The following is a 26308-nucleotide window of genomic DNA, read 5'->3' as shown; positions in this document are numbered from 1 at the left end:
GAGGTTGGCCGAACTCATGCCACGATAGCGCCCCGAAACCGCCTCCACCCCGCCCCGCCGTGACCCAAGCCACCCCGTTCCAGCTCCCGCCCCTGGCCCTGTACGTGCACATCCCGTGGTGCGTGCGCAAGTGCCCGTATTGCGACTTCAACTCCCACGCCGCTGGCCCGGAGCTGCCCGAAGAGGCCTATGTCGACGCCCTGCTCGCCGACCTGGAGCAAGACCTGCGCCATGTCCACGGCCGGCGCCTGGGTTCGATCTTCTTCGGCGGCGGCACGCCCAGCCTGTTCTCGGCCAAGGCCCTGGGCCGGCTACTGGAAGGCGTCGAGCGCAGGGTCGGCTTCGCCGACGGCATCGAGATCACCCTAGAAGCCAATCCCGGCACCTTCGAACAGGTCAAGTTCGCCGACTACCGGCGCCTCGGCATCAATCGCCTGTCCATCGGCGTACAGAGCTTCCAGGCCGACAAGCTGCAGGCCCTGGGACGCATCCACGACGGCGCCGAGGCAGTGCGCGCCGCCGACATGGCGCGCCAGGCCGGCTTCGACAACTTCAACCTCGACCTGATGCACGGCCTGCCCGGGCAAAGCCTCGACGACGCCCTGGCCGACCTGCGCCAGGCCCTCGCCCTGGCCCCCACGCACCTCTCCTGGTACCAACTGACCATGGAGCCGAACACGGTGTTCTGGAGCCAGCCGCCGGAGCTGCCCGAGGACGACATCCTCTGGGACATCCAGGAAGCCGGCCAGGCCCTGCTCGACGCGCACGGCTACCGCCAGTACGAGACCTCCGCCTACGCCCGCGACGGCCTGCGCGCCCGGCACAACCTGAACTACTGGAGCTTCGGCGACTTCCTCGGCATCGGCGCCGGCGCCCACGCCAAGCTGAGCGCGCCGGACGGACGCATCGTGCGGACCTGGAAGACCCGCCTGCCGAAGGACTACCTCAACCCGCAAAAGGCCTTCCAGGCCGGCGAGCGCCCGCTGGAAGCGGCCGACCTGCCATTCGAGTTCATGATGAACGTGCTGCGCCTGGTCGACGGCGTCCCCGCCGCGCTCTACCCGCAGCGCACCGGCCAGCCGCTGGCGGCGATCGCCGATGCCTGCGCCGCCGCGCGCGACGCCGGGCTGCTCGCCGACGACCCGCAGCGCCTGCGTCCCAGCGAACGCGGCCAGCTGTTCCTCAACGACCTGCTGCAACATTTCCTGCCGTGACGACGGATGCACGCCCATCCGTGCCGGCAGGCAGGTAAACTCCGCCGACCGACACGCCGATTCGTTACAAGGAACCCTCGATGGATTACGCGCTGGACCTGATCGCCACCCTGTCGCGCTGGAGCCGCAGCCACCTGTCGGACATTTCCCTGGCCATCATGGCCACCCTGCTGGTGCTGTTCGGCCCGGCGATCAACGCCTGGGTACAGCAGCGCATCGGCAGCCTCAACTTCGTCTTCCGCACCCTGCTGTTCGTGCTGATCTGCGCGGTCGGCTACGGCCTGGCGATGGTCTTCGTCACCCCCTGGCTGGCCAAGGGCCTCGGCTACTTCAACAACTACACCCTGGCGCCCGTGCTCCTGCTAGTGTTCTTCGTGATCGGCATGATCGCCGATCGCAGCTGAGCCCCCGGTCTCCCGGCGGCCAGCGCCGTCCCCAAGAGCGTCATGGCCTCCGGGAGCCCGCATGAAACCGATCAAGCACCTCTATCTGCATTTCACCGACGGCCAGCGCCTGTCGCTGCGCTTCCCGCGCCAGCAGGACGACCCGGCCGAGGTCGCCCGCAGCATCCGCCAGCAACTGGACACGCCCTATCTCAGCGTCGAGGTCGACGGCGACCTGCTGCTGATTCCGCGGGACAGCATCAAGTACCTGCAGATCAGCCCGGCGCCGGCGCGCCTGGACGACGACGGCACGCTGCGCGGCGCCGAGCTGATCGTCTGAGGGCCGTCCGCCTCAGTTACCCTCCCGGCGCAGCGCCTGCGGGGTGAAGTCGCGCGGCCCGACCTGGACGCCGAAGTCGTACATCGGCTCGTTGTTGTCCAGCCCATCGACGAAGTAGCGGCCGCCCTTGAAGTCGTAGATCGCTTCCAGGGTGCTGGAGACCAGCGGCACATCGTAGTAGTTGATCGGATGGACCTCCTGGGCCCGGGTCAGCACGCCATCCTTGTCGTAGATGTCGGCGGCGAGGATCTGCCAGCTGTCTTCGTCGAGGTAGAAGCGGCGCTTGGCGTAGGGATGGCTGAAGCCCTTGCGCAGGGTCGCCTCGACCACCCAAACGCGATGCAGCTCGTAGCGCAGCAGGTCGGGATTGATGAAGCGGCTCTTGAGGATGTCGCCATAGGCGAGGCCCTTCTGGTGCACCGCGTAGCTGTTGTAAGGCACCAGCATCTCGCGCTTGCCGAGCAACGCCCACTCGTAGTGGTCCGGTGCGCCGTTGTAGACATCCACGGTGTCCGCCGTGGCCATGCCGTTGGTATCCGGCTGCAGGCTGTCGTAGGCCAGGGTCGGCAAGCGCCGCACGCGCCGCTCGCCACGGTTGAAGCGCCAGGCCTTGCGGATCGACAGCACCTGGTCGAGGGTTTCCTGCACCACCAGCGCCGAACCGGCCAGGCGCGCCGGCGCGACCACCTTGTACTTGTAGTAGAACAACGTGTTGTCGAGGTTCTCCGGGATCATCCCCTCGCGGCCATAGACGAAGTACAGGTAGCGGTCGAGCTTGAGCAGGTTGTAGCTGCCGTTGGCCAGCACCGCCGCCTGGTTGGTCTGCAGGTGCAGTTGCTCGCCGCGGTAGCGCATGATGTGGTTCCAGATCGCTTCCTGGCCGCTCTGCGGCAGGGGGAAGGGCACACCGGCGGCAGCGCCCTGCACGCCGTTGCCGTCGGCGATCAGCTCGGCGCGGCTGGCGTTGGCGCGGGTAGCGTCGTACAGGCGCTGCGGCAGGGATGCGCTGCGGCGGGTGGGGAAGACCCGCAGGTGGTAGTCCGGGTTGGCCTGCAGCAAGGCCTGGGTGCCCGGCGTCAGCAGCGCCTGGTAGGCGGCCATGTTGCGGCTGTCGACGACCAGGCGCGGACGATCGGCGGCGAACGGGTCGAGGTGATGCATGCCGGGCCGGTAGCCGGCCGGCGCCTGGGTGATGCCGCCGGTCCAGGGCGGGATGCTGCCATCGGCGTTGCCGGCCCGCTCCGCTCCCAGCGGGGTCAGGTCCTGGTCCAGGCGTGCGGCCTGGACTTCGTCTACCTTGGCCTGCGCCGCCCAGGCGCAACCGGCCCCGAGCAACAGGATGCCCAGTTTCTTCAACACAGCAGTCTCCTTTGCAGCCGGCCGAGCCGTGCCGCTCTTATTATTGGATCCGGCCGAAGCCGGGAAACGTGCAGCTTGAAGGTGAGGTCCGCCGGGTGTTCCCGGTCTGCTTGGAGTCCCGGCGCCGGTTCGGCGCCAGGGATACGTCGCTGGTGCGGTGGATCAGTCGATGCGCTCGAACTTGAGGTCCCAGACGCCATGTCCCAGGCGCTCCCCGCGCCGTTCGAACTTGGTCACCGGACGCTCTTGCGGGCGCGCTACGAAGCGGCCGTCTTCGGCCTGGTTGCGGTAGCCCGGCGCCGCGCTCATGACGTCCAGCATGTGCTCAGCATAGGGCTCCCAGTCGGTGGCCATGTGCAGCACGCCGCCGACCTTCAGCTTGCGCCGCACCAGTTCGGCGAATTCCGGCTGGACGATCCGCCGCTTGTGGTGGCGCTTCTTGTGCCAGGGATCGGGGAAGAACAGCAGCAGCCGATCGAGGCTGGCGTCGGCCACGCAGTGGCGCAGCACTTCCAGCGCGTCGCAGCTATACACCCGCACGTTGCCCAGGCCCTGGGTCAGCAGGCCGTTGAGCAGCGCGCCGACGCCGGGCTTGTGCACCTCAACGCCGATGAAGTCGATGTCAGGCGCGGCGGCGGCCATTTCCAGGGTGGAATGGCCCATGCCGAAGCCGATCTCGAAAGTCCGCGGCGCCCGGCGACCGAAGATCGCGTCGAAGTCCTGAACCTCATCGCTCAGTTCCAGGCCGAACTTCGGCCAGCCCAGGTCGAGGCCACGCTGCTGGCCTTCGGTCATGCGCCCGGCGCGCATCACGAAGCTCTTCACGGTGCGCATCGGCCGTGCTTCGTCGTGTTCCGCCAGGGAGTCCTGGGCCGGGGATTGCGGGGTATCGCTCATGGAAAAGAAAACCTTGCTAGAGACAGAAGGGCGGGCTGCCTGCCGGACGCTTCCCGCATCCGGCGGACAGCCCGCCCCAGGTAGTCGGTATCAGTCGATCAGGCCGTCCAGCGGCGACGAGGCGCTGGCATACAGCTTGCGCGGCATGCGTCCGGCCAGGTAGGCGAGGCGACCGGCGACGATCGCGTGCTTCATGGCCTCGGCCATCATCACCGGGTCCTTGGCATGGGCGATGGCGGTGTTCATCAGCACCGCCTCGCAACCCAGCTCCATGGCGATCGCTGCATCGGAAGCGGTGCCCACGCCGGCGTCGACCAGCACCGGGACCTTGGCTTCCTCGAGGATGATGCGCAGGTTGTAGGGGTTGCAGATGCCCAGGCCGGAGCCGATCAGGCCGGCCAGCGGCATCACCGCGATGCAGCCGATCTCGGCCAGTTGGCGGGCGATGATCGGGTCGTCGCTGGTGTACACCATCACGTCGAAGCCGTCCTTCACCAGTTGCTCGGCGGCCTTGAGGGTCTCGACGACGTTGGGGAACAGGGTCTTCTGGTCGGCGAGGACTTCCAGTTTGACCAGGTTGTGCCCGTCCAGCAGCTCGCGGGCCAGGCGGCAGGTGCGCACGGCCTCGACCGCGTCATAGCAGCCGGCGGTGTTCGGCAGGATGGTATAGCGATCCGGCGGGATCACATCCAGCAGGTTCGGCTCGTCGGGATTTTGCCCGATGTTGGTGCGCCGCACCGCCACCGTGACGATCTCCGCTCCGGAGGCCTCGATGGCCCGGCGGGTCTCGTCGAGGTCCTTGTACTTGCCGGTCCCCACCAGCAGGCGCGAGCCATAGGTACGGCCGGCGATGACGAAGGGGGTATCGGTACTGGATGCTTGGCTCATCGGATGACTCCTGGATGGAAAGGCTTGCGGGGCCGATGGAAGGGTTCGGGGGCCAGGCCTAGCCGCCGCCGATGGCGTGGACGATCTCCACGCGATCGCCATCCTTGAGCGCGGTGCTGGCGTGCTGGCTGCGCGGCACGATATCCAGGTTCAGCTCGACGGCCACGCGGCGGCCGCCAAGCTCCAGGCGGGCCAGCAGGTCCGCGACGCTCTGCGCGTCGGGCAGCTCGAAGGGCTCGCCGTTCAGTTGAATCTGCATGGCTGGACGGTCACGAAAGTGAAAGGGAGCGGCATTCTAGCCCGATCCACCCCGATGACCAAGGCGCCTTGTCGACAAGTGCGCCGCCTGAGGCAACCGGTCTCAGGCGTTGCCCAGGCGCCAGGCGGCCAGCCCCAGGCACAGCCAGCCGGCGAGGAAGGAGACGCCGCCGAACGGGGTGACGATGCCGAGCTTGCCGACGCCGCTGAGGGTCAGCAGGTAGAGGCTGCCGGAGAACAGCAGGATGCCCAGCGTGAACAGGCCACCCGCCGCGCTCACCAGGCGGCCGTCCAGGCGGGTGGCGAGCAGCGCCACGCCGAACAGCGCCAGGGCATGGATCAACTGGTAGTGCACGCCGGTCTGGAATACCGCCAGGTACTCGGCGCTGAGCTGCTTCTTCAGGCCGTGGGCGGCGAACGCCCCGAGGGCCACGCCGGTGAAACCGAAAAATGCCGCCAACAACAGGAAGGGACGAAGCATGGACAAGACTCCGGTGATAGCATCCAGCCCGCTATAATGGCCGCCCCCTTCTTCCAAGCCAAGCCGCGCATGTTGCGATCCCTGTTCCGCCGCCTGTTCAAGTACCTGCTCTGGTTCATGGCCGCCAGCGTCGTGCTGGTCGCGGTCCTGCGCTGGGTGCCGCCACCGGGGACCATGGTCATGGTCGAACGCAAGGTCGGCTCCTGGGTCGACGGCCAGCCCATCGACCTGCAGCGCGACTGGCGCTCCTGGGAGCAGTTGCCGGACAGCCTGAAGGTCGCGGTGATCGCCGGCGAGGACCAGCACTTCGCCGAGCACCACGGCTTCGACCTGCCGGCCATCCAGCAGGCCCTCGCGCACAACGAGCGCGGCGGCAGTATCCGCGGCGCCAGTACGCTCAGCCAGCAGGTGGCGAAGAACGTCTTCCTCTGGTCCGGGCGCAGTTGGCTGCGCAAGGGCCTGGAGGCCTGGTTCACCCTGCTGATCGAGACGCTCTGGACCAAGCAACGGATTCTCGAGGTCTACCTGAACAGCGCCGAATGGGGCCCGGGCGTCTTCGGCGCGCAGGCTGCGGCACGCTATCACTTCGGCCTCGACGCCGAGCGCCTGAGCCGCACCCAGGCCAGCCAGCTCGCCGCGGTGCTGCCCAGCCCGCTGAAATGGAGCGCGGCCAGGCCGGGCCCCTACGTGCGCCAGCGCGCGGCCTGGATTCGCCAGCAGATGTGGCAGTTGGGCGGCGACGACTACCTGCTGCGCCTGGAGCGCTGAAAGCTCAACGCGGCGGTTTTTCCAGGGCCTGGCGCGGCACCGCGAGCATCAGCCGCAAGTCGTCGTCCGGCAGGTGCGCGGTCAGGCCCAGTTGCGGATAGACCCAGGCCTCGCCCTGGGCCAGTTGCAGGCGCAGGCGCGGCTGGCCGAGACTGGCCAGCAGCCGCTCGGCACCGACCCTGCCTTCGGGAATCATGCTCAGCGCCACGATCGGCTTGTCGCCCAACTGTCCTTCCAGCCCGGCGCTCAATGGCTGCGGCGCGCTGCCAGGCTGCAACGCGGATGCCCGCTGCAGGCTCAGTTGCTCCTCGGCGCTCAGGCCCAGCTCGCCTTCCACCTGCCAGGGGCCGCCATCGCCCAGCAGGCGGCCACGGAAGGCCAGGCGCACGCCATCCAGGCGCGGGTCCACCCACAGCTCGCCATCCACCGCGTCGTGCAGCTGGCGCAGGGTCAGGGCGTTGTCCGCCAACGGCGCCAGCACCTGCTCCTGCCAGTCGGCCAGCCACGGCAACGGCCGTGCCGGTTCCGGCGTACGGACCAGCCAGGCGCCGACGACGAAGGTCAGGACCGCCAGCGACAGGTAGAACAGCCAGCGGGTATTGCGCGGCATGGGATTCCTCCGGGCAGAAAAAAACCGCACCCTTGCGGGGTGCGGTTTTCGCGAGGCGCGGTGATCAGGCGAGAATCCGCCCTTTCAGCTTGCTCATGGCGTTCTTTTCCAGCTGCCGGATACGCTCGGCGGAGACGTTGTACTTTTCCGCCAGGTCATGCAGCGTGGCCTTCTCCTCGGACAGCCAGCGCTGCTGGAGAATGTCGCGGCTGCGCTCGTCGAGGCCTTCCAGCGCCTCGTGCAGATTGGCGCTGGAGCTGTCGCTCCAGTCGGCGTCTTCCAACTGGCGCGCCGGGTCGTAGCGGTGGTCTTCGAGGTAATGCGCCGGCGACTGGTAGGCGCTCTCGTCGTCCGCGTCAGCGGCCGGGTCGAACGCCATGTCCTGGCCGGTCAGGCGGCTTTCCATCTCGCGCACTTCGCGGGGCTCGACCCCCAGGCTCTCGGCGACGCGATGGACTTCCTCGTTGTTCAACCAGGCCAGGCGCTTCTTCTGGCTGCGCAGGTTGAAGAACAGCTTGCGCTGCGCCTTGGTGGTGGCGACCTTGACGATCCGCCAGTTGCGCAGGATGAACTCGTGGATCTCCGCCTTGATCCAGTGCACGGCGAAGGACACCAGGCGAACGCCCATTTCCGGGTTGAAACGCTTCACGGCCTTCATCAGGCCGACGTTGCCTTCCTGGATCAGGTCGGCCTGGGCCAGGCCGTACCCCGAATAACTCTTGGCGATATGAACAACGAAGCGCAGGTGCGCCAACACCATCTGCCGCGCCGCTTCCAGGTCTTGCTGATAGAAGAGGCGTTCGGCCAGTTCACGCTCCTGTTCCGGCGACAACAGCGGAATGCTGTTCACCGAGTGCACGTAGGCTTCCAGGTTTGCGCCTGGAACCAAGGCATGTACAGGTTGCAAAGAAGTGGTCATGCGAATCCTCCGATTCACGAAACTCGCGCAGTGTAGCACTCGGATATCTGACTGCAAGCGGGTGTATAAGTTCCTTTACAGCGACCCGCCGGCCGGTCGTGATTCCCCTGTCCTCAGCGCGGCGCCAGCTCGCGCAGGTGGCGGGCCACGGCCAGCCAGGCGCCGACCCAGCCAAGCAGCACCGCGCCGACGGTGAGCGACAGGCCGTCGTCCAGCGGCACGCCCTGCAGGCCGAAGTCGCTGCCGTACAGCCCTGAAAGGTTGACCACCGAACCGTTCAGCCAGTTCAGCGAATAGGCCAGCAGCGCCCAGGACAGGATGCCCGCGCCCAGGCCGTACAACGCGCCCATGTACAGGAATGGCCGGCGCACGTAACCGTCCGTCCCGCCGACCAGCTTGATCACCTCGATTTCGTTACGGCGATTTTCGATGTGCAGGCGGATGGTGTTGCCCACCACCAGCAAGAGGGTCAGCACCAGCAGGATGGTCAGGCCGAAGACGAAGCGTTCGCCGAGCTTGAGGATCGCGCTCAGGCGCTCGACCCATACCAGGTCGAGCTGCGCCTGCTGCACATGAGGCAGCTCCGCGAGCTGCTGGCGCAGCGCTTCCAGGCCGGCCCGGTCGATCTGCTTGGGCGTGACCGAGATCACTGGCGGCAGCGGGTTCTCCGGCAGCTCCTTGAGCGCTTCGCCCAGGCCGGACTGTTCCTGCAATTCGCTGAGCGCCTGCTCGCGGCTGATCAGTTGGGCCTCGATCACGTCCGGCAGGCGTTCGATCTGCTCGCGCAGGTCCTGACCCTGGTTTTCGCTGGTCTTCAGGTCGAGGAACAGGGAGATCTGCGCGGCGCGCTGCCAGGAGCCGCCGAGCCGTTCGACATTGTTCAGCAGCAGCGAGAGGCCCATCGGCAGGCTCAGGGTGATACCCATCACCAGGCAGGTGAAGAAGCTGCCGAACGGGTGGCCGAACAACCGGCGCAGGCTGTCCACCAGGCTGGCGCGATGGCTTTCCAGGTAGGCGCTGAACGAGCCGCTCCAGTCGGTCTGTTCCTGGCTCGGTTTCTCGCGGGTCTTGCGTTCCGGTGCGCCCTCTTCGGGGCCACGGGGAAGATCGTTGGCGCTCATCAGGCCTCGTCCTCACGGTCAGCGATGATCCGGCCACGCTGCAGGGTCAGCATGCGATGGCGCATACGGGCGATCAGGGCCAGGTCGTGGCTGGCGATCAGTACGGTGGTGCCCAGGCGATTGATATCCTCGAACACGCCCATGATTTCCGAGGCGAGTCGCGGGTCGAGGTTGCCGGTGGGTTCGTCCGCCAGCAGCAGGGCCGGCTGGTGGACGATGGCGCGGGCAATGCCGACCCGCTGCTGCTGGCCGGTGGAAAGGTCGGAAGGCAACGCCTCGCCCTTTTCCTTCAGGTTCACCCGCTCCAGGGCCGAGGCCACGCGCTTGGCGATCTCCGGCTTGGGCATGCCGAGGATCTGCAGCGGCAGGGCGATGTTGTCCGCCACCGTACGATCGGTGAGCAGTTGGTGGTTCTGGAACACCACGCCGATCTGCCGGCGCAGGAAAGGGATCTGCGCGGTAGTGATGCGCCCCAGGTCCTGGCCGCCGAGCAACAGCTTGCCGCTGGTCGGTCGCTCCATCGCCAGGATGAGGCGCAGCAGGGTGCTCTTGCCGGCGCCGGAGTGGCCGGTGACGAAGAGGATCTCGCCACGGTGCACGCGGAAGGACACCTCGTGCAGGCCTACGTGGCCGTTGGGATAGCGTTTGCCGACCTGCTCGAAGCGGATCATGCGTTCTCCCGCTCTGCGAAGAGTGCCTGGACGAAGGCGTCGGCCTCGAAGGTACGGAGATCGTCGATCCCCTCGCCGACACCGATATAGCGGATCGGCAGGCCGAACTGCTTGGCCAGGGCGAAGATCACCCCGCCCTTGGCGGTGCCGTCCAGTTTGGTCAGGGCCAGGCCGGTCAGCTCCACCGCGAGGTTGAACTGCTTGGCCTGGTTGATGGCGTTCTGCCCGGTGCCGGCGTCGAGCACCAGCAGGACCTCATGGGGCGCCGTCTCGTCCAGCTTGCCGATCACCCGGCGCACCTTCTTCAGCTCCTCCATCAGGTTGTCCTTGGTATGCAGGCGTCCGGCGGTATCGGCGATCAGCACGTCGATGCCGCGGGCCTTGGCGGCCTGCACCGCGTCGAAGATCACCGAGGCGGAGTCGGCGCCGGTGTGCTGGGCGATCACCGGGATGCGGTTGCGCTCGCCCCAGACCTGCAACTGCTCCACGGCGGCAGCGCGGAAGGTGTCGCCGGCGGCCAGCATGACCTTCTTGCCCTCGAGTTGCAGCTTCTTCGCCAGCTTGCCGATGGTGGTGGTCTTGCCCACGCCGTTCACCCCGACCACCAGGATCACATAGGGCTCGCGCGCGACGTCGACCTGCAACGGCTGCTCCACCGGGCGCAGCAGGCTGGCCAGCTCTTCCTGCAGCGCCTTGTACAGCGCGCCGCTGTCGGCCAGCTCCTTGCGCGCCACGCGCTTGGTCAGGTTCTGCACGATCAGGGTGGTGGCCTCGACGCCGACGTCGGCGGTCAGCAGGCGCGTCTCGATGTCGTCGAGCAGGTCGTCGTCGATTTCCTTGCGACCGAGGAACAGGCTGGCCATGCCTTCGCCGATGCTGGCGCTGGTCTTGGACAGCCCCTGCCGGAGGCGGGCGAAGAAGCCCGGCCTGGTCGCCGGCTCGCTGACTGCCGGAGCGGCGGCCAGCGGCGCAACGGGCTCGGGCTCGGGCTCGGGCTCGGGCTCGGCAGCCAGGATAGGCTCGGGTTGCGCGACGGGCGCCTCGGGCCGGGGCGAATGCTCCTCGGCCGACGCTGGCTCGTCACCGGCGAGCGGCGCTTCGGCAACCGGCGCCGGCGGCTCGGCCGGCTCGGCAGCGGAGGGCTGCTGCCGACCTGGCTGTTCTGTCAGGGATTGCGCCACGTCATCGGCGGGCGCGCGCTGCTCGGCGGCCGCTGTCTCGGAGACCGGCTCGACAGGCTGATCGGCAGGCTGCTCGCCGGCTTGCGGCTTTTTCCGCCACCAGCCGAACAGACCTTTCTTTTCCCCGCCCTGCGGGGCCTTCTTGTCGTCGTTGGAACCAAACATGAATGCTTGTATCTCAAGGGAGCGGCACGGGACGTGGCCGCCCGGAAAACGGATGGGTATCCTAGCATCTCCTCGCCCGACGGGGCTAAGGGTCCTGCCCCGCAGTGACCTGAGACCCCGGTGGCGGCACGAAAGGTCCAGATCACCATGAAAACCCCAGCTCGCCGCCGCGTCGGCCTGCTCCTAGCCAGCCTTTGTCTACCGCTTTTCGCCCAGGCGGCGGAAACCCAGCCCACCCACGAGTTCAGCCTCGACAACGGCCTGAAGGTCATAGTGCGTGAAGACCACCGCGCCCCGGTGGTGGTTTCCCAGCTCTGGTACAGGATCGGCTCCAGCTACGAGACACCCGGGCTCACCGGCCTGTCCCACGCCCTCGAACACATGATGTTCAAGGGCAGCCGCAAGCTCGGCCCGGGCGAAGCCTCGCGGGTGCTGCGCGACCTGGGTGCGGAAGAGAACGCCTTCACCACCGACGACTACACCGCCTATTACCAGGTCCTGGCCCGCGACCGCCTGCCGGTGGCGCTGGAGATGGAAGCCGACCGCATGGCCCACCTGAGCCTGCCGGCCGACCAGTTCAAGAGCGAGATCGAGGTGATCAAGGAGGAGCGCCGCCTGCGCACCGACGACAATCCCAACGCCCTCGCCTTCGAGCGCTTCAAGGCCGCCGCCTACCCGGCCAGCGGCTACCACACCCCGACCATCGGCTGGATGGCCGACCTGCAGCGCATGACCATCGACGACCTGCGCCACTGGTACGAATCCTGGTACGCGCCGAACAACGCCACCCTGGTAGTGGTCGGCGACGTCACCGCCGACGAGGTCAAGACCCTCGCCAAGCGCTACTTCGGCGAGATCCCCTGGCGCCAGCTGCCGCCGGCGCGCAAGCCGCTGGAACTGGCCGAGCCCGGCGAGCGCCGGCTCAAGCTGTACGTACGCACCCAGCTGCCGAACCTGATCATGGGCTTCAATGTGCCCAGCCTGGGCAGCAGCGAGAACCCTCGCGAAGTCAACGCCCTGCGCCTGATCGGCGCGCTGCTCGATGGCGGCTACAGCGCCCGCCTGGCCTCGCGCCTGGAGCGCGGCGAGGAGCTGGTCGCCGGCGCCTCCACCTACTATGACGCGTTCAACCGCGGCGACAGCCTGTTCGTCCTCTCGGCCACGCCGAACGTGCAGAAGGGCAAGACCCTCGAGCAGGTCGAGGCCGGTCTGTGGAAGCAGCTCGACGACCTCAAGCAGAACCCGCCCAGCGCCGCGGAGATCGAGCGCGTGCGCGCGCAGATGATCGCCGGGATGGTCTACGAGAAGGACTCCATCGCCGCCCAGGCCAGCAGCATCGGCCAGTTGGAAAGCGTCGGCCTGTCCTGGAAGCTGATCGACCAGGACCTGGAGGCCCTCAAGGCAGTGACTCCGGACGATATCCAGAAAGCCGCCCGCACCTATTTCACCCCGTCGCGCCTGACCCTGGCGCAAGTGCTGCCTGTGAAGGCCGAGGAAAAGGAGGCCCGTCATGAGTGAGCGCACAGGGCTGCGTTATGGCCTGCTCGGCCTGATCGTCATTGCGTTGCTGGCCGCGCTGGCCTATTTCGTCGCGCGTCCCACCCAGACCCCGGCGGCGGCCCATGCCGCGGCGGTCGAGGAAAACCAGTTGCAGTCGCTGAAGGACGTCGCCAAGCAGCCGCCGGTCCATCGCAAGCTGGACATCCAGGAATGGAAGACCGCCGAAGGCGCCAAGGTGCTGTTCGTCGAGGCCCATGAACTGCCGATGTTCGACCTGCGCCTGACCTTCGCCGCCGGCAGCAGCCAGGACGCCGGCACCCCCGGCCTGTCGATGCTGACCAACGCCATGCTCAACGAAGGCGTGCCGGGCAAGGACACCACTGCCATCGCCGCCGGCTTCGAGGACCTCGGCGCCTCGTTCAGCAACGGTTCCTACCGCGACATGGCGGTGGCCGGCCTGCGCAGCCTGTCCGACGCCGACAAGCGGACCCAGGCGCTGAAGCTGTTCGAACAGGTGATCGGCCAGCCGACCTTCCCCGAGGACGCCCTGGCACGCATCAAGAACCAGGTCCTGGCCGGTTTCGAGTACCAGAAGCAGAACCCCGGCAAGCTGGCCGGGCTGGAGCTGTTCAAGCGCCTCTATGGCGAGCATCCCTACGCGCACTCCAGCGACGGCGACGAAAAGTCCATTCCACCGATCAGCCGCGAACAATTGCAGGCGTTCCACAAGAAAGCCTACGCCGCCGGCAACGTGGTCATCGCGCTGGTCGGCGACCTCTCGCGGCAGGAGGCCGAAGCGATCGCCGCAGAAGTCTCCAAGGCGCTGCCCCAGGGCCCGGCGCTGGCCAAGACCGCCCAGCCGGAAACGCCCAAGCCCGGCCTGACGCACATCGACTTCCCCTCCGAGCAGACCCACCTGATGCTCGCCCAGCTTGGCATCGACCGCCAGGATCCCGACTACGCGGCGCTCTACCTGGGCAACCAGATCCTCGGCGGCGGCGGCTTCGGCACCCGCCTGATGGACCAGGTGCGAGAAAGGCGCGGCCTGACCTACGGCATCTATTCCGGCTTCACCGCCATGCAGGCACGCGGTCCGTTCATGATCAACTTCCAGACCCGCGCCGAACTCAGCGAAGGTGCGCTGAAGCTGGTCCAGGACATCGTCCGCGACTACCTGGCCAACGGCCCGACCCAGAAGGAGCTGGACGACGCCAAGCGCGAACTGGCCGGCAGCTTCCCGCTGTCCACCGCGAGCAACGCCGACATCGTCGGCCAGCTCGGCGCCATCGGTTTCTACGGCCTGCCGCTGGACTACCTGGAAAGCTTCCTCAAGCAGGTCGAGGGACTCAGCGTCGAACAGGTCAGGACCGCCATGGCCAAGCACCTGGACGCCGACGCCTTCGTCATCGTCAGCGCCGGCCCGAGCGTGCCGCAGAAACCCCTGCCGCCACCCACCGCCAAGCCGGCCCAGCAACCCAGCGGCGTTCCGGAGCATTGATGAGCAAACCTACTGCGAAAGCCCCCGGCCGCCACGGCGGCCAGGGACAGCTGCGGATCATCGGTGGCGAATGGCGCAGCCGGCGTTTCGTCTTTCCCGACGGGCCCGGCCTGCGACCGACCCCGGACCGGGTCCGCGAGACCCTGTTCAACTGGCTGGCACCCTATGTCGAAGGCGCACGGGTGCTCGATCCCTTCGCCGGCAGCGGCGCGCTGTTCCTCGAGGCGTTGTCGCGCGGCGCCCGCGAAGGGCTGGCCCTGGATACCAACGGCGAAGCGGTGGCGGCCCTGCGCAACCACCTCGACGCGCTCAAGTGCGGCACCGCCCAACTGGTCCTCGGCGATGCCGTGCGCTACCTGGGAAACCAGGCTCCGAGCGCCTTCGACCTGGTGTTCCTCGACCCGCCGTTCCATCAGAACCTGCTGCAGGACGCCTGCCGCCTGCTCGAAACCCGCGGCTGGCTGAACCCCGACGCCTGGATCTATACCGAGAGCGAGAGCGTCCCCTCGTCCCTCGGCCTGCCCGGAAACTGGCGGCTGCACCGGGAAAAGAAAGCCGGCAACGTACATTACGCGCTCTGGCAGCGGGGAGCCTGAGGATGAGCCCGGCTTCCGCGAGCATTCGCCAACGCCTGCTGGCGCTTGGCGAGCCTTGCGCGGCGCAACCCGCCGCCGACTGGCAGGGCGATATCGCCCTGCCCGCCGAGCTGGAGCGTTTCTACCGCGAGGTCGGCCCACTCGACTGCACCCTGGAGAGTGCCGGCAACCCATTTTTCCTGCCGTCCCTGGCCCGCCTCTGGCAGCGCCAGGCCGGCTATCGCTGGCACGGCATCAGCGGCGAGCGCCTGTCGGGCTGGCAGGACGACTGGCTGGTGGTGGCCGACCAGGGCGCCGACCCGTTCATCCTCGAGACCGGCAGCGGGCGCATACTCTTCGACCTGCATGGCGGCAGGGGCTGGGACCCGGCCCCGTGCTTCGACGACCTGTGGCAGATGGCGGCCAGCCTGGCCTGCTTCGGCGAGGTCTGGAGCGGCGCCGGCGAGGACATCCTGCTGGACGACTGCAGCGTCGCGCCCCGCTATCGGCAGCAGCTCGTCGACGAACTGCAACCGATCCTCGGTTCGCGCCAGCGGGCGGAGGACCTCGCCGACGAGTTCGGCTGGTAAGCTGGTGACCACACCACCACCGCCCATGACCTGCGCATGACCGCGTCCCCGACCTTCCAGCCCGCCTGGTGGCTGCCCAATCCGCACCTGCAGACCCTGTGGAGCCCGTTCTTCCGCCGCGGGCCGACCCTGGAACGGCAGCGCGAACGCCTGTGGCTGGCCGATGGCGACTTCATCGACCTCGACTGGGCCGGCCCGCACGATGCCGAAACCCCGCTGGTGCTGGCACTGCACGGCCTCACCGGGTCATCCTCGTCGCACTACATCCTCGGTCTGCAGCGCGCCCTGCTGGAGCGCGGCTGGGCCAGCGTGGCGCTGAACTGGCGCGGTTGCTCGGGGGAGCCGAACCGCCTGCCGCGCGGCTACCATTCCGGGGTCAGCGACGACCTCGCCGAGGTGGTCGCGCACCTGCGCGCCAGGCGCCCGCAAGCGCCGCTGTACGCGGTCGGCTATTCGCTGGGCGGCAACGTGCTGCTCAAGTACCTGGGCGAAACCGCTGGGGACTGCCCGCTGCTCGGCGGCGTCGCGGTGTCGGTGCCGTTCCGCCTGGACGAGTGCGCCGACCGCATCGGCCTGGGCTTTTCCCGGGTCTACCAGGCGCACTTCATGAAGGCCATGCTGGCCTACGTGCAGGACAAGCAGCGGCTGTTCGGCGAGCAGGGCCAGGCGGAAGGCCTGGCCGCCCTGCAACGCCTCGGTCCGCTGGAGGGCATGCGCACCTTCTGGGACTTCGACGGCCGGGTCACCGCGCCGCTGCACGGCTTCGCCGACGCCAGGGATTACTATCGGCGCGCGTCCAGCCGCTACTACCTGCCGGACATCCGCACGCCGAGCCTGATCATCCATTCCAGCGACGACCCCTTCGTGTTCGCCCGCAGCCTGCCCGATCGCAGCGAACTGGCACCCTGCACCGAGCTGGAACTGCACGCCCGCGGCGGTCACGTCGGCTTCGTCGACGGCTCTCCGCGCCAGCCCACCTACTACCTGGAACGACGCATCCCCGACTGGCTGGAGGCCCGCCTGCGGCAGCACTGAGCTGGCCGGCGTCCGGCGACGGGCGGCAGAATAGGAACAGGCTGAAGGAAAAAGGGGGGCGAATGGAACTGACGCTGCGGCACAACCCGATGCTCGACGACGCCGACTGCGAGGCGATCCTGGCGATCCACGCGGCAGTCGGCTGGGACCGGCGCATGCCGCCTGCCGAGCTACGCACGCTGTACCAGCATTCCGGCTATTCCCTGCTGGCCGAACGCGACGGCCGCCTGGTCGGCCTGCTGCGCGCCGAGGAAGAAACACCGATTCGCGTCTGGCTGGCGGAAATCGCCGTGCTGCCAGGCGCACAGCGCAGCGGCGTCGGCGCAGCCCTGCTGCGGCGCTTCGCCGAGGATCACCGCGGCGCCTACCTGTTCACCGACGCCACCCTCGGTACCGAAGCCTTCTTCCGCCGCCACGGCATCCACATCCAGCAGGTGCTGGAGAAAACCCTGCGCGATCAGAGCGGCACGTAGAGCCGCTCGGAAATCCCGTCCACCGCATCCTGGGCCTGCGCCTCGATGTGCCCGCTCTCCAGCGCCAGCACCTGGTAGATGCCGCGACGCAGTTGCGCCTCGCTGAGGTCGCCGTCGAGATCGAGGGTGGTGCAGAGGAAGCGCACCCAGGAGGTGAGGATGATCCAGGCGTTGAGGGTCAGGGCCTCCAGCTGGGTCTCGTTCATCCGCAGGATGCCGGCCTCGGTGAAGCCCCGGTAGATCGCCTTGGCGTTGACCAGGCAACGCTGGGCGAAGGCGCGGTAGCGCGCCGCCAGCTCCGGGTCGCTTTCCAGCAGGTGCTCGAGGTCGCGGTGGAGGAAGCGGTAGCGCCACATCGCGGCCAGTAGCGCTTCCAGGTAGAAGGTCTTGTCGTCCACCGTCAGACCCCGCCCTTCGGGCAGGCGCAGGAAACTCTCGACGTGGCTTTCGTACTCGGCGAACAGCTCGGCGATGATCGCCTGCTTGTTCGGGTAGTGGTAGTAGAGGTTCCCAGGCGATATACCCAGGTGGGTGGCGATATGGTTGGTGGTGACGCTGCGCTCGCCCTGGGCGTTGAACAGTTCCAGGCTGGCCTGGGCGATGCGATCGCGGGTCTTGATGCGTGGTGCCATGGGGACGACGGGCTCGTTCGGGTAACAGTGCGGGGCGCGCCCCGCCGTGACAGCGTAGAAGGTACACAAAGCCGGCCGCCCGGGTCAGCCCCCGGGGCGGCGGCCGGCGACCGGCCCGCCTTTCGTTGGGTACGCAAGCGCCGGGCTGGCAGGCATGCTGTTTGACACTTTAGAGTATTTACTCTAGAAATCCAGCGACGTAGCGAAATTCATCGGACCGAGCAGGTCCGCCATAACGACAGACGCGCGGCCACGCAGCCGCCCACGCTTCGCCGAGGAGCCAGCCCATGGTCGCCGATATCGCCTACCTGCAGCAGAGCCAGCAGGAAATCAACCAGCTCGAAGCCCTCTTCGCCCGCCAGCGCGCCGCCTACCTGGCGCAGCCGATGCCCGACGCCACGCAGCGCGTGCAGTGGCTGAAGGCCCTGCGCGACCTGCTGTTCAAGGAACAGCAGGCACTGATCGAGGCCATCGACCAGGACTTCAGCGCGCGCTCCGCCGACGAGACCCTGCTCGCCGAGATCATGCCCAGCCTGCACGGCATCCACTACGCCGCCAAGCGCGTGAAGAAATGGATGAAGCCTGCGCGCCGCGCGGTCGGCCTGCAATTCCAGCCGGCCTCGGCCCAGGTGGTGTACCAGCCGCTGGGCGTGGTCGGGGTGATCGTGCCTTGGAACTATCCGCTGTTCCTCTCCATCGGCCCGCTGACCGGGGCCCTCGCCGCCGGCAACCGGGTGATGATCAAGATGAGCGAGTCGACCCCGGCCACCGGGCGCCTGCTCAAGGACCTGCTGGCGCGGATCTTCCCCGAGGACCAGGTCGCCGTGGTGCTCGGCGAGGTGGACGTCGGCGTGGCCTTTTCCAAGCTGCCGTTCGACCACCTGCTGTTCACCGGCGCCACCAGCGTCGGCAAGCACGTGATGCGCGCCGCCGCCGAGAACCTGACCCCGGTCACCCTGGAACTGGGCGGCAAGTCGCCGGCGATCGTCTCCGACAGCGTGCCGATGAAGGACGCCGCCGAGCGGATCGCCTTCGGCAAGAGCCTCAACGCCGGGCAGACCTGCGTCGCGCCCGACTACGTGCTGGTACCGAGCCGGCGCGTCGAGGAATTCGTCAGCCAGTACAAGGAGGTGGTCCAGGGCTTCTTCCCGCGCCTCCCGGACAACCCCGACTACACCGCGATCATCAACGAGCGCCAGCTCGGCCGCCTCCGGGGCTATCTCGACGACGCCCGCGAGAAGGGCGCGACCCTCGTCCCGCTGTTCGCCGAGGGCCAGCAGCGGCGCCTGCCGCAGACGCTGCTGCTGAACGTCAGCGACGACATGAAAGTGATGCAGGAGGAAATCTTCGGCCCGCTGCTGCCGGTGATCCCCTACGAGCGCCTGGAAGACGCCCTGGCCTATGTCAACCAGCGCCCGCGACCGCTGGCCCTGTACTACTTCGGCTACGACAAGGCGCAACAGCAGCGCGTGCTGCACGAGACCCACTCGGGCGGCGTGTGCCTGAACGACACCCTGCTGCATGTCGCCCAGGACGACATCCCGTTCGGTGGCGTCGGTCCCTCCGGCATGGGCCACTACCATGGCCACGAAGGCTTCCTCACCTTCAGCAAGGCCAAGGGCGTGTTCAGCAAGCCGCGCTTCAACGCCGCGCGAATGATCTACCCGCCCTACGGCAAGTCGATCCAGAAGCTCGTCTACAAGCTGTTCGTGCGCTGAACCGGGGCGCGTGCGGCGCCCCCTCATTCCTACGCTGCAGGTGACATAACAACAATGAGCGACACCACTCTCGAAAGCGCCGGCCTGTCCCGACGCAGCCTGATGAAAGTCGGCCTGATCGGCGGCGCCTTCCTCGCCACCGCGGGCGTCACCGCCAGCCTCACCGGCTGTTCGGCGGAGAAACCGGCGAGCGGCCTGGAAAAGGTCCGCGAATCCGACCTGCCGTTCCTCCGTGCGCTGCTGCCGGTGATGCTGCTCGGCGCGGTTTCCGCCGAGCAGATGCCGAAAGCCGTGGAGGGCGCGATCCAGAGCCTCGACCACAACCTGGCGCGGCTCTCCCCGGAGATGTTCAAGCTCACCCAGCAACTCTTCGACGTGCTCGCCCTGCCGCTCACCCGTGGCCCGCTGACCGGTATCTGGGGCAGTTGGGAGAACGCCAGCGGCGACGACGTTCGGGCATTCCTTTCGCGCTGGGAAAACAGCTTCATCGGCCTGTTGCGGATGGGCCACAGTTCGCTGATGCAACTGGCGATGATGGCCTGGTACGCCCGCCCCGAGGCGTGGGCCCATTGTGGCTATCCCGGACCGCCGAAGATCGCTTGAGCCGCCCCCGGAACAATACGAAGAGCCCGAAGCCGCCTAGCCTGAGAGTGCATTCATGCCTGTACCCGATCTGTTCGCCGAGGGCCTCGCCCGCGGCTGGAAAACCTACAACGGCTCGCGCCTGGACGACGACCTGGAGCTGGAGGCCGACGTGGTCGTGGTCGGCACCGGCGCCGGCGGCGGCACCACCGCGGAAATCCTCAGCGCCGCCGGCCTGAAGGTGCTGCTGGTGGAAGAGGGCCCGCTGAAGACCAGCAGCGATTTCAAGATGCAGGAGGCCGACGCCTACCCCGAGCTATACCAGGAAGGCATCGGCCGGATGAGCAAGGACGGCGCCATCACCATCCTCCAGGGTCGCGCCGTGGGCGGCACCACCCTGATCAACTGGACCAGCAGCTTCCGCACCCCGGAACCGACCCTGCAGCACTGGGCCCAGGTCTACGGGGTCAAGGGCCACAGCGCGGAGGACATGGCGCCCTGGTTCGAGAAAATGGAGCAGCGCCTGCACGTGGCGCCCTGGGCGCTGCCGCCGAATGCCAACAACGACGTGATCCGCCTGGGCTGCGAGAAGCTCGGCTATCACTGGAAGGTCATCCCGCGCAACGTCCTCGGTTGCTGGAACCTCGGCTACTGCGGCATGGGCTGCCCGGTCAACGCCAAGCAGTCGATGCTGGTCACCACCATCCCGGCGACCCTCGACAAGGGCGGCGAGCTGCTCTACCTGGCGCGCGCCAACCGCCTGCTGCTGGATGGCGACAAGGTGACGGGCCTCGAATGCCTGGGCATGGATGAGCGCTGCGTGGCGCCCAACGGCCGCCGGATCAGGGTCCGGGCCAGGCACTACGTGCTCTCCGGCGGCGGCATCAACACCCCGGCGATTCTTCTCCGCTCGAAGGCGCCTGATCCGAGCCAGCGGGTCGGCAAGCGCACCTTCCTGCACACGGTGAATTTCAGCGCGGGGCTGTTCGACCGGGTGATCAACCCCTTCTACGGCGCACCGCAGTCGATCTACTCCGACCATTTCCAATGGGACGACGGCGTCACCGGACGCATGTCCTACAAACTGGAGGTGCCGCCGCTGCAACCGTCGCTGGCCTCGGTGCTGCTCGGCGGCTTCGGCAGCGACAACGCCCTGCGCATGGAACAGCTACCGCATACCAACATGATGCTCGCCCTGCTCCGCGACGGCTTCCACCCGGACAGCGCGGAGGGCTCGGTCGGCCTGCGCGGCGACGACACCCCAGTGCTCGACTACCGAATGACCGACTACACCTGGGACGGTATCCGCCGTGCCTTCCATACCATGGCGGAGATCCAGTTCGCCGCCGGCGCCCGGGAAGTGCGGCCGGTGCACAGCGACGCGCGTAGCGCGAAGAACCTGCAGGAGGCGCGCGGGATCATCGACGGCCTGCGCCTGGAGATCTACCGCACGCGCCTGGGCAGCGCCCACGTCATGGGCGGCTGCGCCATGGGCGAAGACCCGGCCGTGGCGGTGGCCGACAGCCTCGGCCGCCATCACCACCTGCGGAACCTGTCGATCCACGACGGCTCGCTGTTCCCCACCAGCATCGGCGCCAACCCGCAGCTCTCGGTCTACGGTCTTACCGCGCAACTGGCCAGCGCGCTGGCCGAACGCCTGGCCAGGGCCTGAACCGCCGCCCGGCCGGCCGCGCGCCGCGGCAGCCGGCCCGGCGCCATCAGACCTATGGGCTAAAGGCCGATGGCCCGTGCGTCTTGGCCGCACGGGCATCCCTGCGCTACCATCCGATTCCCTTACGAAACCCTGCCAGGACGTAGCGATGAACCGAGTGCTGTACCCAGGCACCTTCGATCCCATCACCAAGGGTCACGGCGATCTGATCGAACGTGCTTCACGGCTTTTCGACCATGTGATCATCGCGGTCGCCGCCAGCCCCAAGAAGAACCCCCTGTTCAGCCTGGAACAGCGGGTGGCGCTGGCCCAGGAGGTCACCAAGCACCTGCCGAACGTCGAGGTGGTGGGCTTCTCCACCCTGCTGGCGCACTTCGTCAAGGAGCAGAAGGCGAATGTCTTCCTCCGCGGCCTGCGCGCGGTTTCCGACTTCGAGTACGAGTTCCAGCTGGCCAACATGAACCGCCAGCTCGCCCCCGACGTGGAAAGCATGTTCCTCACCCCGTCGGAGAAGTATTCCTTCATTTCCTCGACGCTGGTCCGGGAAATCGCCGCTCTCGGCGGGGATATCAGCAAGTTCGTGCATCCGGCCGTGGCAGACGCCCTGGCGGAACGTTTCAAGCGCTGATCCGCGTCTCTCCGCCGGCCTCCCGTCGGCGCCCCGCGTGCACTGCGGGCGCCGATGCGGCACAATTCCGCTATTCCCGTTACCGATGCCGTGGCTGTCCGTCGCGGTTGGAGTTGTTAGATGTCCCTGAAAATCACTGACGATTGCATCAATTGCGACGTCTGCGAACCCGAATGCCCGAACGGCGCGATCTCGCAAGGCGAAGAAATCTATGTGATCGATCCCAATCTCTGCACCGAGTGCGTCGGCCACTACGACGAGCCGCAGTGCCAGCAGGTCTGTCCGGTGGACTGCATTCCCCTCGACGACGCCAATGTCGAGAGCAAGGACCAGTTGATGGAGAAATACCGGAAGATCACCGGCAAGGCCTGATCCCCGCCGGCGCCTGTCCTTCAGGGACGGTTCGCGCCCCGTCCGACGCGCTTTTGGCTATCCTTGGCAATCCAGTCTGAGGCGTTCGCGGTCCCGTCCCGCGAACGCCGCTGAACAGTGAGCCGCCATGTCCTTCCTGAACCTGCCCGTCCGTACCCTGGTCGCCGCCTGCGGCCTGTCCCTGCTCAGCCTCGCGGCGCATGCCGACAGCTTTCGCGGCGACGCCCACGCACCGCAGCAGGCCGCCGTCGCCACGCCACATCCGGCCGCGACCGTCGCCGGCCTGGAAACCCTGGCCAATGGCGGCAACGCTTTCGACGCCGCGGCGGCCATCGCCGCTGCCCTGGCGGTAGCCGAGCCTTACGGCTCGGGACTCGGCGGCGGTGGATTCTTCCTTCTGCGCCAGGCCGGCGCGCAGCCGACCTATCGCTTCCTCGACGCCCGCGAGCGCGCGCCGAAGGCCGCCTACGCCGACATGTACCGGCGCAACGGCAAGGTCGACCCCAGGCTGTCCGTCGACGGCCCGCTGGCGGCGGCGATCCCCGGCCTGCCGGCGGCGCTGGTCGAATTGAGCGGCCGCTACGGACGCAAGCCCCTGGCCGACAACCTGGTGCCGGCGATCCGCCTGGCGGTGGATGGCGTATCCGTCGACCGGGTCTACCGCGACCGCGCCGCCATGCGCCTGGAAGCGATGCGCAAGAACCCGGAAACCGCGCGGATCTTCCTCGACAAGGGCGGAATCCCCGACGAATGGAACCTGCTCCGCCAACCGCAGTTGGCACGTACCCTGGAACGCCTCGGGCGCTACGGGCGGATCGGCTTCTACGAAGGCGAGACAGCGGACAAGCTGCTCACCGGGGTCCGCGCCGGCGGCGGCATCTGGAGCGCGGCCGACCTGCGCGACTACCGGGTGATCGAACGCCGCCCGCTGGAGGTGAAGCTGGCCAACGGCCGCGAACTGATCAGCGCACCGCCGCCCTCGGCCGGCGGCGTGGCCCTGGCGCAGAGCCTGCAGATGCTGGAACAGCTGCCGTGGCAGAAGGCCGAGCCGGTACAGCGCGCCCATTACGTGCTGGAGGTCCTGCGCCGTGCCTACCGCGATCGAGGCCTGCTCGGCGACCCGGACTTCGTCGCCAACCCGCTGCCCAGCTTGCTGGCGCCGGACTACCTGAAGCGCCTTGCCGCCGGCATCGACCCGCGCCGCGCCACGCCCAGCTCGGCGCTGCCGGAGGCGCCGGCCTGGCGCGAGGGCGACCACACCACCCACTTCGCGGTGATCGATGCCCAGGGCAACGCGGTGGCCGCCACCCTCTCGGTGAACCTGCCGTTCGGCGCCGCCTTCACCGTTCCCGGTACCGGCGTGGTGCTGAACAACGAGATGGACGATTTCGCCGCCGACACCCAGGGCGCCAACAGCTACGGCCTGGCCGGCAGCCAGGCGAACGCGGTGGCGGCCGGCAAGCGCCCGCTGTCGAGCATGAGCCCGAGCTTCCTGGAAAGCCCGACCGACTTCGCCGCCTTCGGCACCCCTGGCGGCAGCCGTATCCCGAGCATGGTGCTGATCTCCATGCTGCAGTACTTCGACGGCCGCCCGGTCGGCCAATGGGTCGCCGCGCCGCGCTACCACCACCAGTACAAGCCGGACGTCGTCGAGTACGAACCGCGCGCCTTCAGCGATGCCGAGGCCGCCGAACTGCGCCGGCGCGGCTATCAGCTCAAACGCCTGGAGCGCAGCTACGGCAACCAGCAGGTGCTCTACTGGGACAAGCGCAGCGGCCGCGTCGACGCCGCCAGCGACCCGCGCGGGATCGGTTATTCGGCGTTTTCCCCGGAGATGCAGGCACAGCCCCAGGCGCACTGAACCCCAGGAGAGCGGCGAAACGAGAGACAGCGCTCAAAAACGCGGATACCAGCGATCGATGATGGCCTTTTGACATCCATCCATGCTAGCTTGCGCGCCGCCGCGCAGGCGGCTCACACGGATACTGGATAATCAAAAGCAAGGAAACCCGATGTCGCTGTTTCGTCCCCTCCTGATCGCCTCCACCCTCGCCCTCGCCAGCGGTTGCGCCAGCGGCCTCAACTCGCAGCAGACGGCCGAACTTGAGTATTACGAAGCCCGCAACCTGGCGGTCATCGAGAAATCCCCCGGCACCGGCGCGGCCCTCGGCCTGCTCCCCGGCGGCGGCTCCTTCTACGGCCGTTCCTACGGACTCGGGGTGGTCAACCTGCTGTTCTGGCCGCTGTCGATCCTCTGGGACCCGGTGAGCGGCTACGACGCATCCCAGCGCATCAACTACACCGCGACCCGGGTGCACCTGGAGAAGCTGCGCCAGCGCGACTTCGACGAACTGCAACGGCTGGCCGACAACGGCGCATTGGACGGCGCCACGCTGGCGCGGAAGCGCCAGGACGTGGAAACGAAATACCGCTACACCCCCTGAACAAGAAAAAGCCGATCGATGACCGGCCGGGTCCTCCTCGACCGACAGGGCGCCCCGGCCCACGCGTAGACGTCTCGCCGACGAGTCCGGCTGGCAATCCAGGCGGCGGGCCTCACTGGCTCGCCGCTTCAGCCGCCTGTTGCGCATCCTCCGCACTGGCTTCCACCGCCTCCGGTTCAGACGAGGCGCCCTCCATGCCTCGGCCGGAGTGCCGGCGATCGGCGACACCGGAGCAGTCGGCGACGCCGGACAGCTCTCCATCCAGCGCAGCGTGAATCCAGTTTTCCAGGCGGGTGTACCAGGCTGCGTTCGCGGCGCTCTCCAGCCAGGCGATGGCATCCGCATCCTGCTGCTGTGCGGCCTTTTCCAGCCAGAGCCGTGCTTGCAGCTTGTTCATCCCGGCACCGGAACCGTTCCAGTAGGCCTCGCCCACCTTGAACTGGGCACGGGCATCTCCCTGGGTCGCAGCCTTGCAGAACCACTGGAAGGCCTTTTCCCGGCTGCCGGCATAACGGTCCAGCAGGGCGGCTTCCTCGTCTGAAGTGGCGGAATAGACGCCTTGCGAGTCGTCCAGGTAGAACCATCCCAGATTGGTTTCGGCGTCTTCGCTACCGCTGGCCGCCGCGCGTTCGAACCAGGTCCCGGCCTTCACCCGGTCCTGGTCGACCCCTTCGCCTCTCCAGTAGAGAACGCCCATTTCATTCTGGGCGGCGGCAGCCCCCTGCTCCGCGGCCTTCCGGAACCAGCGTGCCGCCTCGGTCTTGTCCTGTGGCCCGCCGTCACCATCGCGATAGAGCATGGCCAGTTGGATCTGCGCGCGGACCATCCCCGCAGCGGCCGCCTTGCCCCACCATTCGCGCGCGCTGGCGTAGTTCTGTTGCTGGTAGAAGTAGGCGCCGAAATCGAACAGCGCCTGCGGCTCCCCCGTCTCGGCGGCCTGGCGGAGGCGGGTGAATTCGGCGAACAGTTCATCGCCGCGCTTGTCACCCTGCTCCGCCTTGAACTGCTCCGTGCCGAGGTCGGACGCCGCATCCTCCGCCCAGGCGAACGAGGGTACGGCAAGAGCAAGGACGGACAGGAACACCCACTGACTGAACATACGCGAAATCCTTATCTTGGTTGAGCCGGTCGGCCACCCCTGGTCGACCTTGTGACCTTGCTGGTCAGCAGGACACTGTCACCATCGGAGAGTCCGATCAAGTGCCGCGAACGGTCCGTGCGGAACATCTGTCATCGGCCGATGCGGCGCTATAGCTGCCGCCTGCCGTGGCGGAAGAAAAGACTCAGCTCAATCTCCGTGCCCCCTGCAATGCATCGAGAAAACAAAAAGCCGG

29 protein-coding genes are annotated in these 26308 nt (G+C 67.7%); 17 read left to right on the top strand and 12 right to left on the bottom strand.

Annotated features, from left to right (window positions below; all coding sequences use genetic code 11):
- The first annotated feature begins 59 nt into the window (after positions 1-59).
- From hemW to M6E97_RS27020, 3 genes are all read left to right on the top strand, one after another.
- Positions 60-1214, top strand: a complete 1155-nt coding sequence (gene hemW / locus M6E97_RS27030; RefSeq protein ID WP_023115711.1) for a radical SAM family heme chaperone HemW — start codon at positions 60-62, stop codon at positions 1212-1214.
- Between the two features lie 80 nt (positions 1215-1294).
- Positions 1295-1618 (top strand): DUF3392 domain-containing protein, encoded by a 324-nt coding sequence (locus tag M6E97_RS27025; RefSeq protein ID WP_003084525.1) that lies wholly within the window; start codon positions 1295-1297, stop codon positions 1616-1618.
- Positions 1619-1679: 61 nt separating this feature from the next.
- Positions 1680-1937 carry a hypothetical protein gene (locus M6E97_RS27020; RefSeq protein ID WP_003084524.1) on the top strand — a complete coding sequence of 86 codons (258 nt, stop codon included), beginning with the start codon at positions 1680-1682 and terminating at the stop codon, positions 1935-1937.
- A gap of 12 nt (positions 1938-1949) precedes the next feature.
- On the opposite strand, the gene M6E97_RS27015 is transcribed toward M6E97_RS27020, so the two are convergent.
- The 5 genes from M6E97_RS27015 to M6E97_RS26995 form a co-directional block, all read right to left on the bottom strand.
- Complete coding sequence (locus M6E97_RS27015) at positions 1950-3296, bottom strand: DUF1329 domain-containing protein (RefSeq protein ID WP_003084522.1); 1347 nt, start codon at positions 3294-3296, stop codon at positions 1950-1952.
- A gap of 162 nt (positions 3297-3458) precedes the next feature.
- Positions 3459-4130 (bottom strand): tRNA (guanosine(46)-N7)-methyltransferase TrmB, encoded by a 672-nt coding sequence (gene trmB, locus M6E97_RS27010; RefSeq protein ID WP_213904628.1) that lies wholly within the window; start codon positions 4128-4130, stop codon positions 3459-3461.
- 153 nt (positions 4131-4283) lie between these two features.
- Entirely contained in the window at positions 4284-5081 is a 798-nt protein-coding gene (locus tag M6E97_RS27005; protein WP_003084517.1) for a thiazole synthase, read from the bottom strand.
- 58 nt (positions 5082-5139) lie between these two features.
- Complete coding sequence (thiS, locus tag M6E97_RS27000; protein WP_003084514.1) at positions 5140-5340, bottom strand: sulfur carrier protein ThiS; 201 nt, start codon at positions 5338-5340, stop codon at positions 5140-5142.
- A 102-nt stretch (positions 5341-5442) separates the two neighbouring features.
- Entirely contained in the window at positions 5443-5820 is a 378-nt protein-coding gene (locus M6E97_RS26995) for a DUF423 domain-containing protein (protein WP_021263126.1), read from the bottom strand.
- A gap of 36 nt (positions 5821-5856) precedes the next feature.
- Between M6E97_RS26995 and mtgA the strand changes: the two genes are divergently transcribed.
- Positions 5857-6588: a monofunctional biosynthetic peptidoglycan transglycosylase gene (gene mtgA, locus M6E97_RS26990; protein WP_003100972.1), complete on the top strand. Its 732-nt coding sequence runs from the start codon at positions 5857-5859 to the stop codon at positions 6586-6588.
- 4 nt (positions 6589-6592) lie between these two features.
- Here mtgA and M6E97_RS26985 read toward each other — a convergent pair whose 3' ends face one another.
- From M6E97_RS26985 to ftsY, 5 genes are all read right to left on the bottom strand, one after another.
- Positions 6593-7198, bottom strand: a complete 606-nt coding sequence (locus M6E97_RS26985; RefSeq protein WP_003084511.1) for a hypothetical protein — start codon at positions 7196-7198, stop codon at positions 6593-6595.
- Positions 7199-7262: 64 nt separating this feature from the next.
- Positions 7263-8117 (bottom strand): RNA polymerase sigma factor RpoH, encoded by an 855-nt coding sequence (rpoH, locus tag M6E97_RS26980; protein WP_003084510.1) that lies wholly within the window; start codon positions 8115-8117, stop codon positions 7263-7265.
- Between the two features lie 113 nt (positions 8118-8230).
- Positions 8231-9238: a permease-like cell division protein FtsX gene (gene ftsX, locus M6E97_RS26975; protein ID WP_003084508.1), complete on the bottom strand. Its 1008-nt coding sequence runs from the start codon at positions 9236-9238 to the stop codon at positions 8231-8233.
- Positions 9238-9909, bottom strand: coding sequence for a cell division ATP-binding protein FtsE (gene ftsE, locus M6E97_RS26970; protein ID WP_003084505.1), 672 nt, complete (start codon positions 9907-9909; stop codon positions 9238-9240). Before ftsE ends, ftsX begins: the two co-directional genes overlap by 1 nt.
- The gene (gene ftsY, locus M6E97_RS26965) at positions 9906-11255 is read right to left on the bottom strand and encodes a signal recognition particle-docking protein FtsY (protein ID WP_023095111.1); all 1350 of its coding nucleotides are present in this window, start codon (positions 11253-11255) and stop codon (positions 9906-9908) included. Before ftsY ends, ftsE begins: the two co-directional genes overlap by 4 nt.
- A gap of 120 nt (positions 11256-11375) precedes the next feature.
- Between ftsY and M6E97_RS26960 the strand changes: the two genes are divergently transcribed.
- The 6 genes from M6E97_RS26960 (at position 11376) to M6E97_RS26935 (ending at position 16926) form a co-directional block, all read left to right on the top strand.
- The gene (locus M6E97_RS26960) at positions 11376-12773 is read left to right on the top strand and encodes a M16 family metallopeptidase (protein ID WP_003084498.1); all 1398 of its coding nucleotides are present in this window, start codon (positions 11376-11378) and stop codon (positions 12771-12773) included.
- Positions 12766-14253, top strand: coding sequence for a M16 family metallopeptidase (locus M6E97_RS26955; RefSeq protein ID WP_023095110.1), 1488 nt, complete (start codon positions 12766-12768; stop codon positions 14251-14253). Before M6E97_RS26960 ends, M6E97_RS26955 begins: the two co-directional genes overlap by 8 nt.
- A complete protein-coding gene (rsmD, locus tag M6E97_RS26950; protein ID WP_003102864.1) occupies positions 14253-14849 on the top strand; it encodes a 16S rRNA (guanine(966)-N(2))-methyltransferase RsmD in 597 nt (198 codons plus the stop codon). The genes M6E97_RS26955 and rsmD overlap by 1 nt, the downstream gene beginning before the upstream one ends.
- Before the next feature lie 2 nt (positions 14850-14851).
- Positions 14852-15418, top strand: a complete 567-nt coding sequence (locus tag M6E97_RS26945; RefSeq protein ID WP_003084491.1) for a hypothetical protein — start codon at positions 14852-14854, stop codon at positions 15416-15418.
- Between the two features lie 36 nt (positions 15419-15454).
- Positions 15455-16453 carry a hydrolase gene (locus tag M6E97_RS26940; protein ID WP_003084490.1) on the top strand — a complete coding sequence of 333 codons (999 nt, stop codon included), beginning with the start codon at positions 15455-15457 and terminating at the stop codon, positions 16451-16453.
- 62 nt (positions 16454-16515) lie between these two features.
- Positions 16516-16926 (top strand): GNAT family N-acetyltransferase, encoded by a 411-nt coding sequence (locus tag M6E97_RS26935; protein WP_003084489.1) that lies wholly within the window; start codon positions 16516-16518, stop codon positions 16924-16926.
- Here M6E97_RS26935 and M6E97_RS26930 read toward each other — a convergent pair.
- Positions 16911-17558 carry a TetR/AcrR family transcriptional regulator gene (locus M6E97_RS26930; RefSeq protein WP_003084488.1) on the bottom strand — a complete coding sequence of 216 codons (648 nt, stop codon included), beginning with the start codon at positions 17556-17558 and terminating at the stop codon, positions 16911-16913. The two genes, M6E97_RS26935 and M6E97_RS26930, sit on opposite strands and share 16 nt — an antisense overlap.
- 287 nt (positions 17559-17845) lie before the next feature.
- Here M6E97_RS26930 and M6E97_RS26925 point away from each other — a divergent pair, with 287 nt between their 5' ends.
- From M6E97_RS26925 to M6E97_RS26895, 7 genes are all read left to right on the top strand, one after another.
- Complete coding sequence (locus M6E97_RS26925) at positions 17846-19276, top strand: coniferyl aldehyde dehydrogenase (protein ID WP_033939730.1); 1431 nt, start codon at positions 17846-17848, stop codon at positions 19274-19276.
- A 54-nt stretch (positions 19277-19330) separates the two neighbouring features.
- On the top strand, positions 19331-19879 hold the full coding sequence (locus M6E97_RS26920; protein ID WP_003084486.1) for a hypothetical protein: 549 nt from the start codon (positions 19331-19333) through the stop codon (positions 19877-19879).
- A 55-nt stretch (positions 19880-19934) separates the two neighbouring features.
- Complete coding sequence (locus M6E97_RS26915; RefSeq protein WP_003102870.1) at positions 19935-21530, top strand: GMC family oxidoreductase; 1596 nt, start codon at positions 19935-19937, stop codon at positions 21528-21530.
- 148 nt (positions 21531-21678) lie between these two features.
- Positions 21679-22158 (top strand): pantetheine-phosphate adenylyltransferase, encoded by a 480-nt coding sequence (gene coaD, locus M6E97_RS26910; RefSeq protein WP_003084466.1) that lies wholly within the window; start codon positions 21679-21681, stop codon positions 22156-22158.
- 120 nt (positions 22159-22278) lie between these two features.
- Positions 22279-22530, top strand: coding sequence for a YfhL family 4Fe-4S dicluster ferredoxin (locus M6E97_RS26905; RefSeq protein WP_003084462.1), 252 nt, complete (start codon positions 22279-22281; stop codon positions 22528-22530).
- Positions 22531-22657: 127 nt separating this feature from the next.
- The gene (gene ggt / locus M6E97_RS26900; RefSeq protein ID WP_023095108.1) at positions 22658-24391 is read left to right on the top strand and encodes a gamma-glutamyltransferase; all 1734 of its coding nucleotides are present in this window, start codon (positions 22658-22660) and stop codon (positions 24389-24391) included.
- Positions 24392-24542: 151 nt separating this feature from the next.
- The gene (locus M6E97_RS26895; RefSeq protein ID WP_003084454.1) at positions 24543-24974 is read left to right on the top strand and encodes a hypothetical protein; all 432 of its coding nucleotides are present in this window, start codon (positions 24543-24545) and stop codon (positions 24972-24974) included.
- A gap of 112 nt (positions 24975-25086) precedes the next feature.
- Here the strand turns inward: M6E97_RS26895 and M6E97_RS26890 are convergent, their stop codons facing one another.
- Positions 25087-26073, bottom strand: coding sequence for a tetratricopeptide repeat protein (locus M6E97_RS26890; RefSeq protein WP_023095107.1), 987 nt, complete (start codon positions 26071-26073; stop codon positions 25087-25089).
- Between the last annotated feature and the right edge of the window lie 235 nt (positions 26074-26308).

Source organism: Pseudomonas sp. B111 (assembly GCF_026428275.1).
Taxonomy (GTDB): Bacteria; Pseudomonadota; Gammaproteobacteria; order Pseudomonadales; family Pseudomonadaceae; genus Pseudomonas; species Pseudomonas aeruginosa.
The sequence above is the reverse complement of the archived record's forward strand: the minus strand, read 5'-3'. Positions and strand labels throughout refer to the sequence as shown.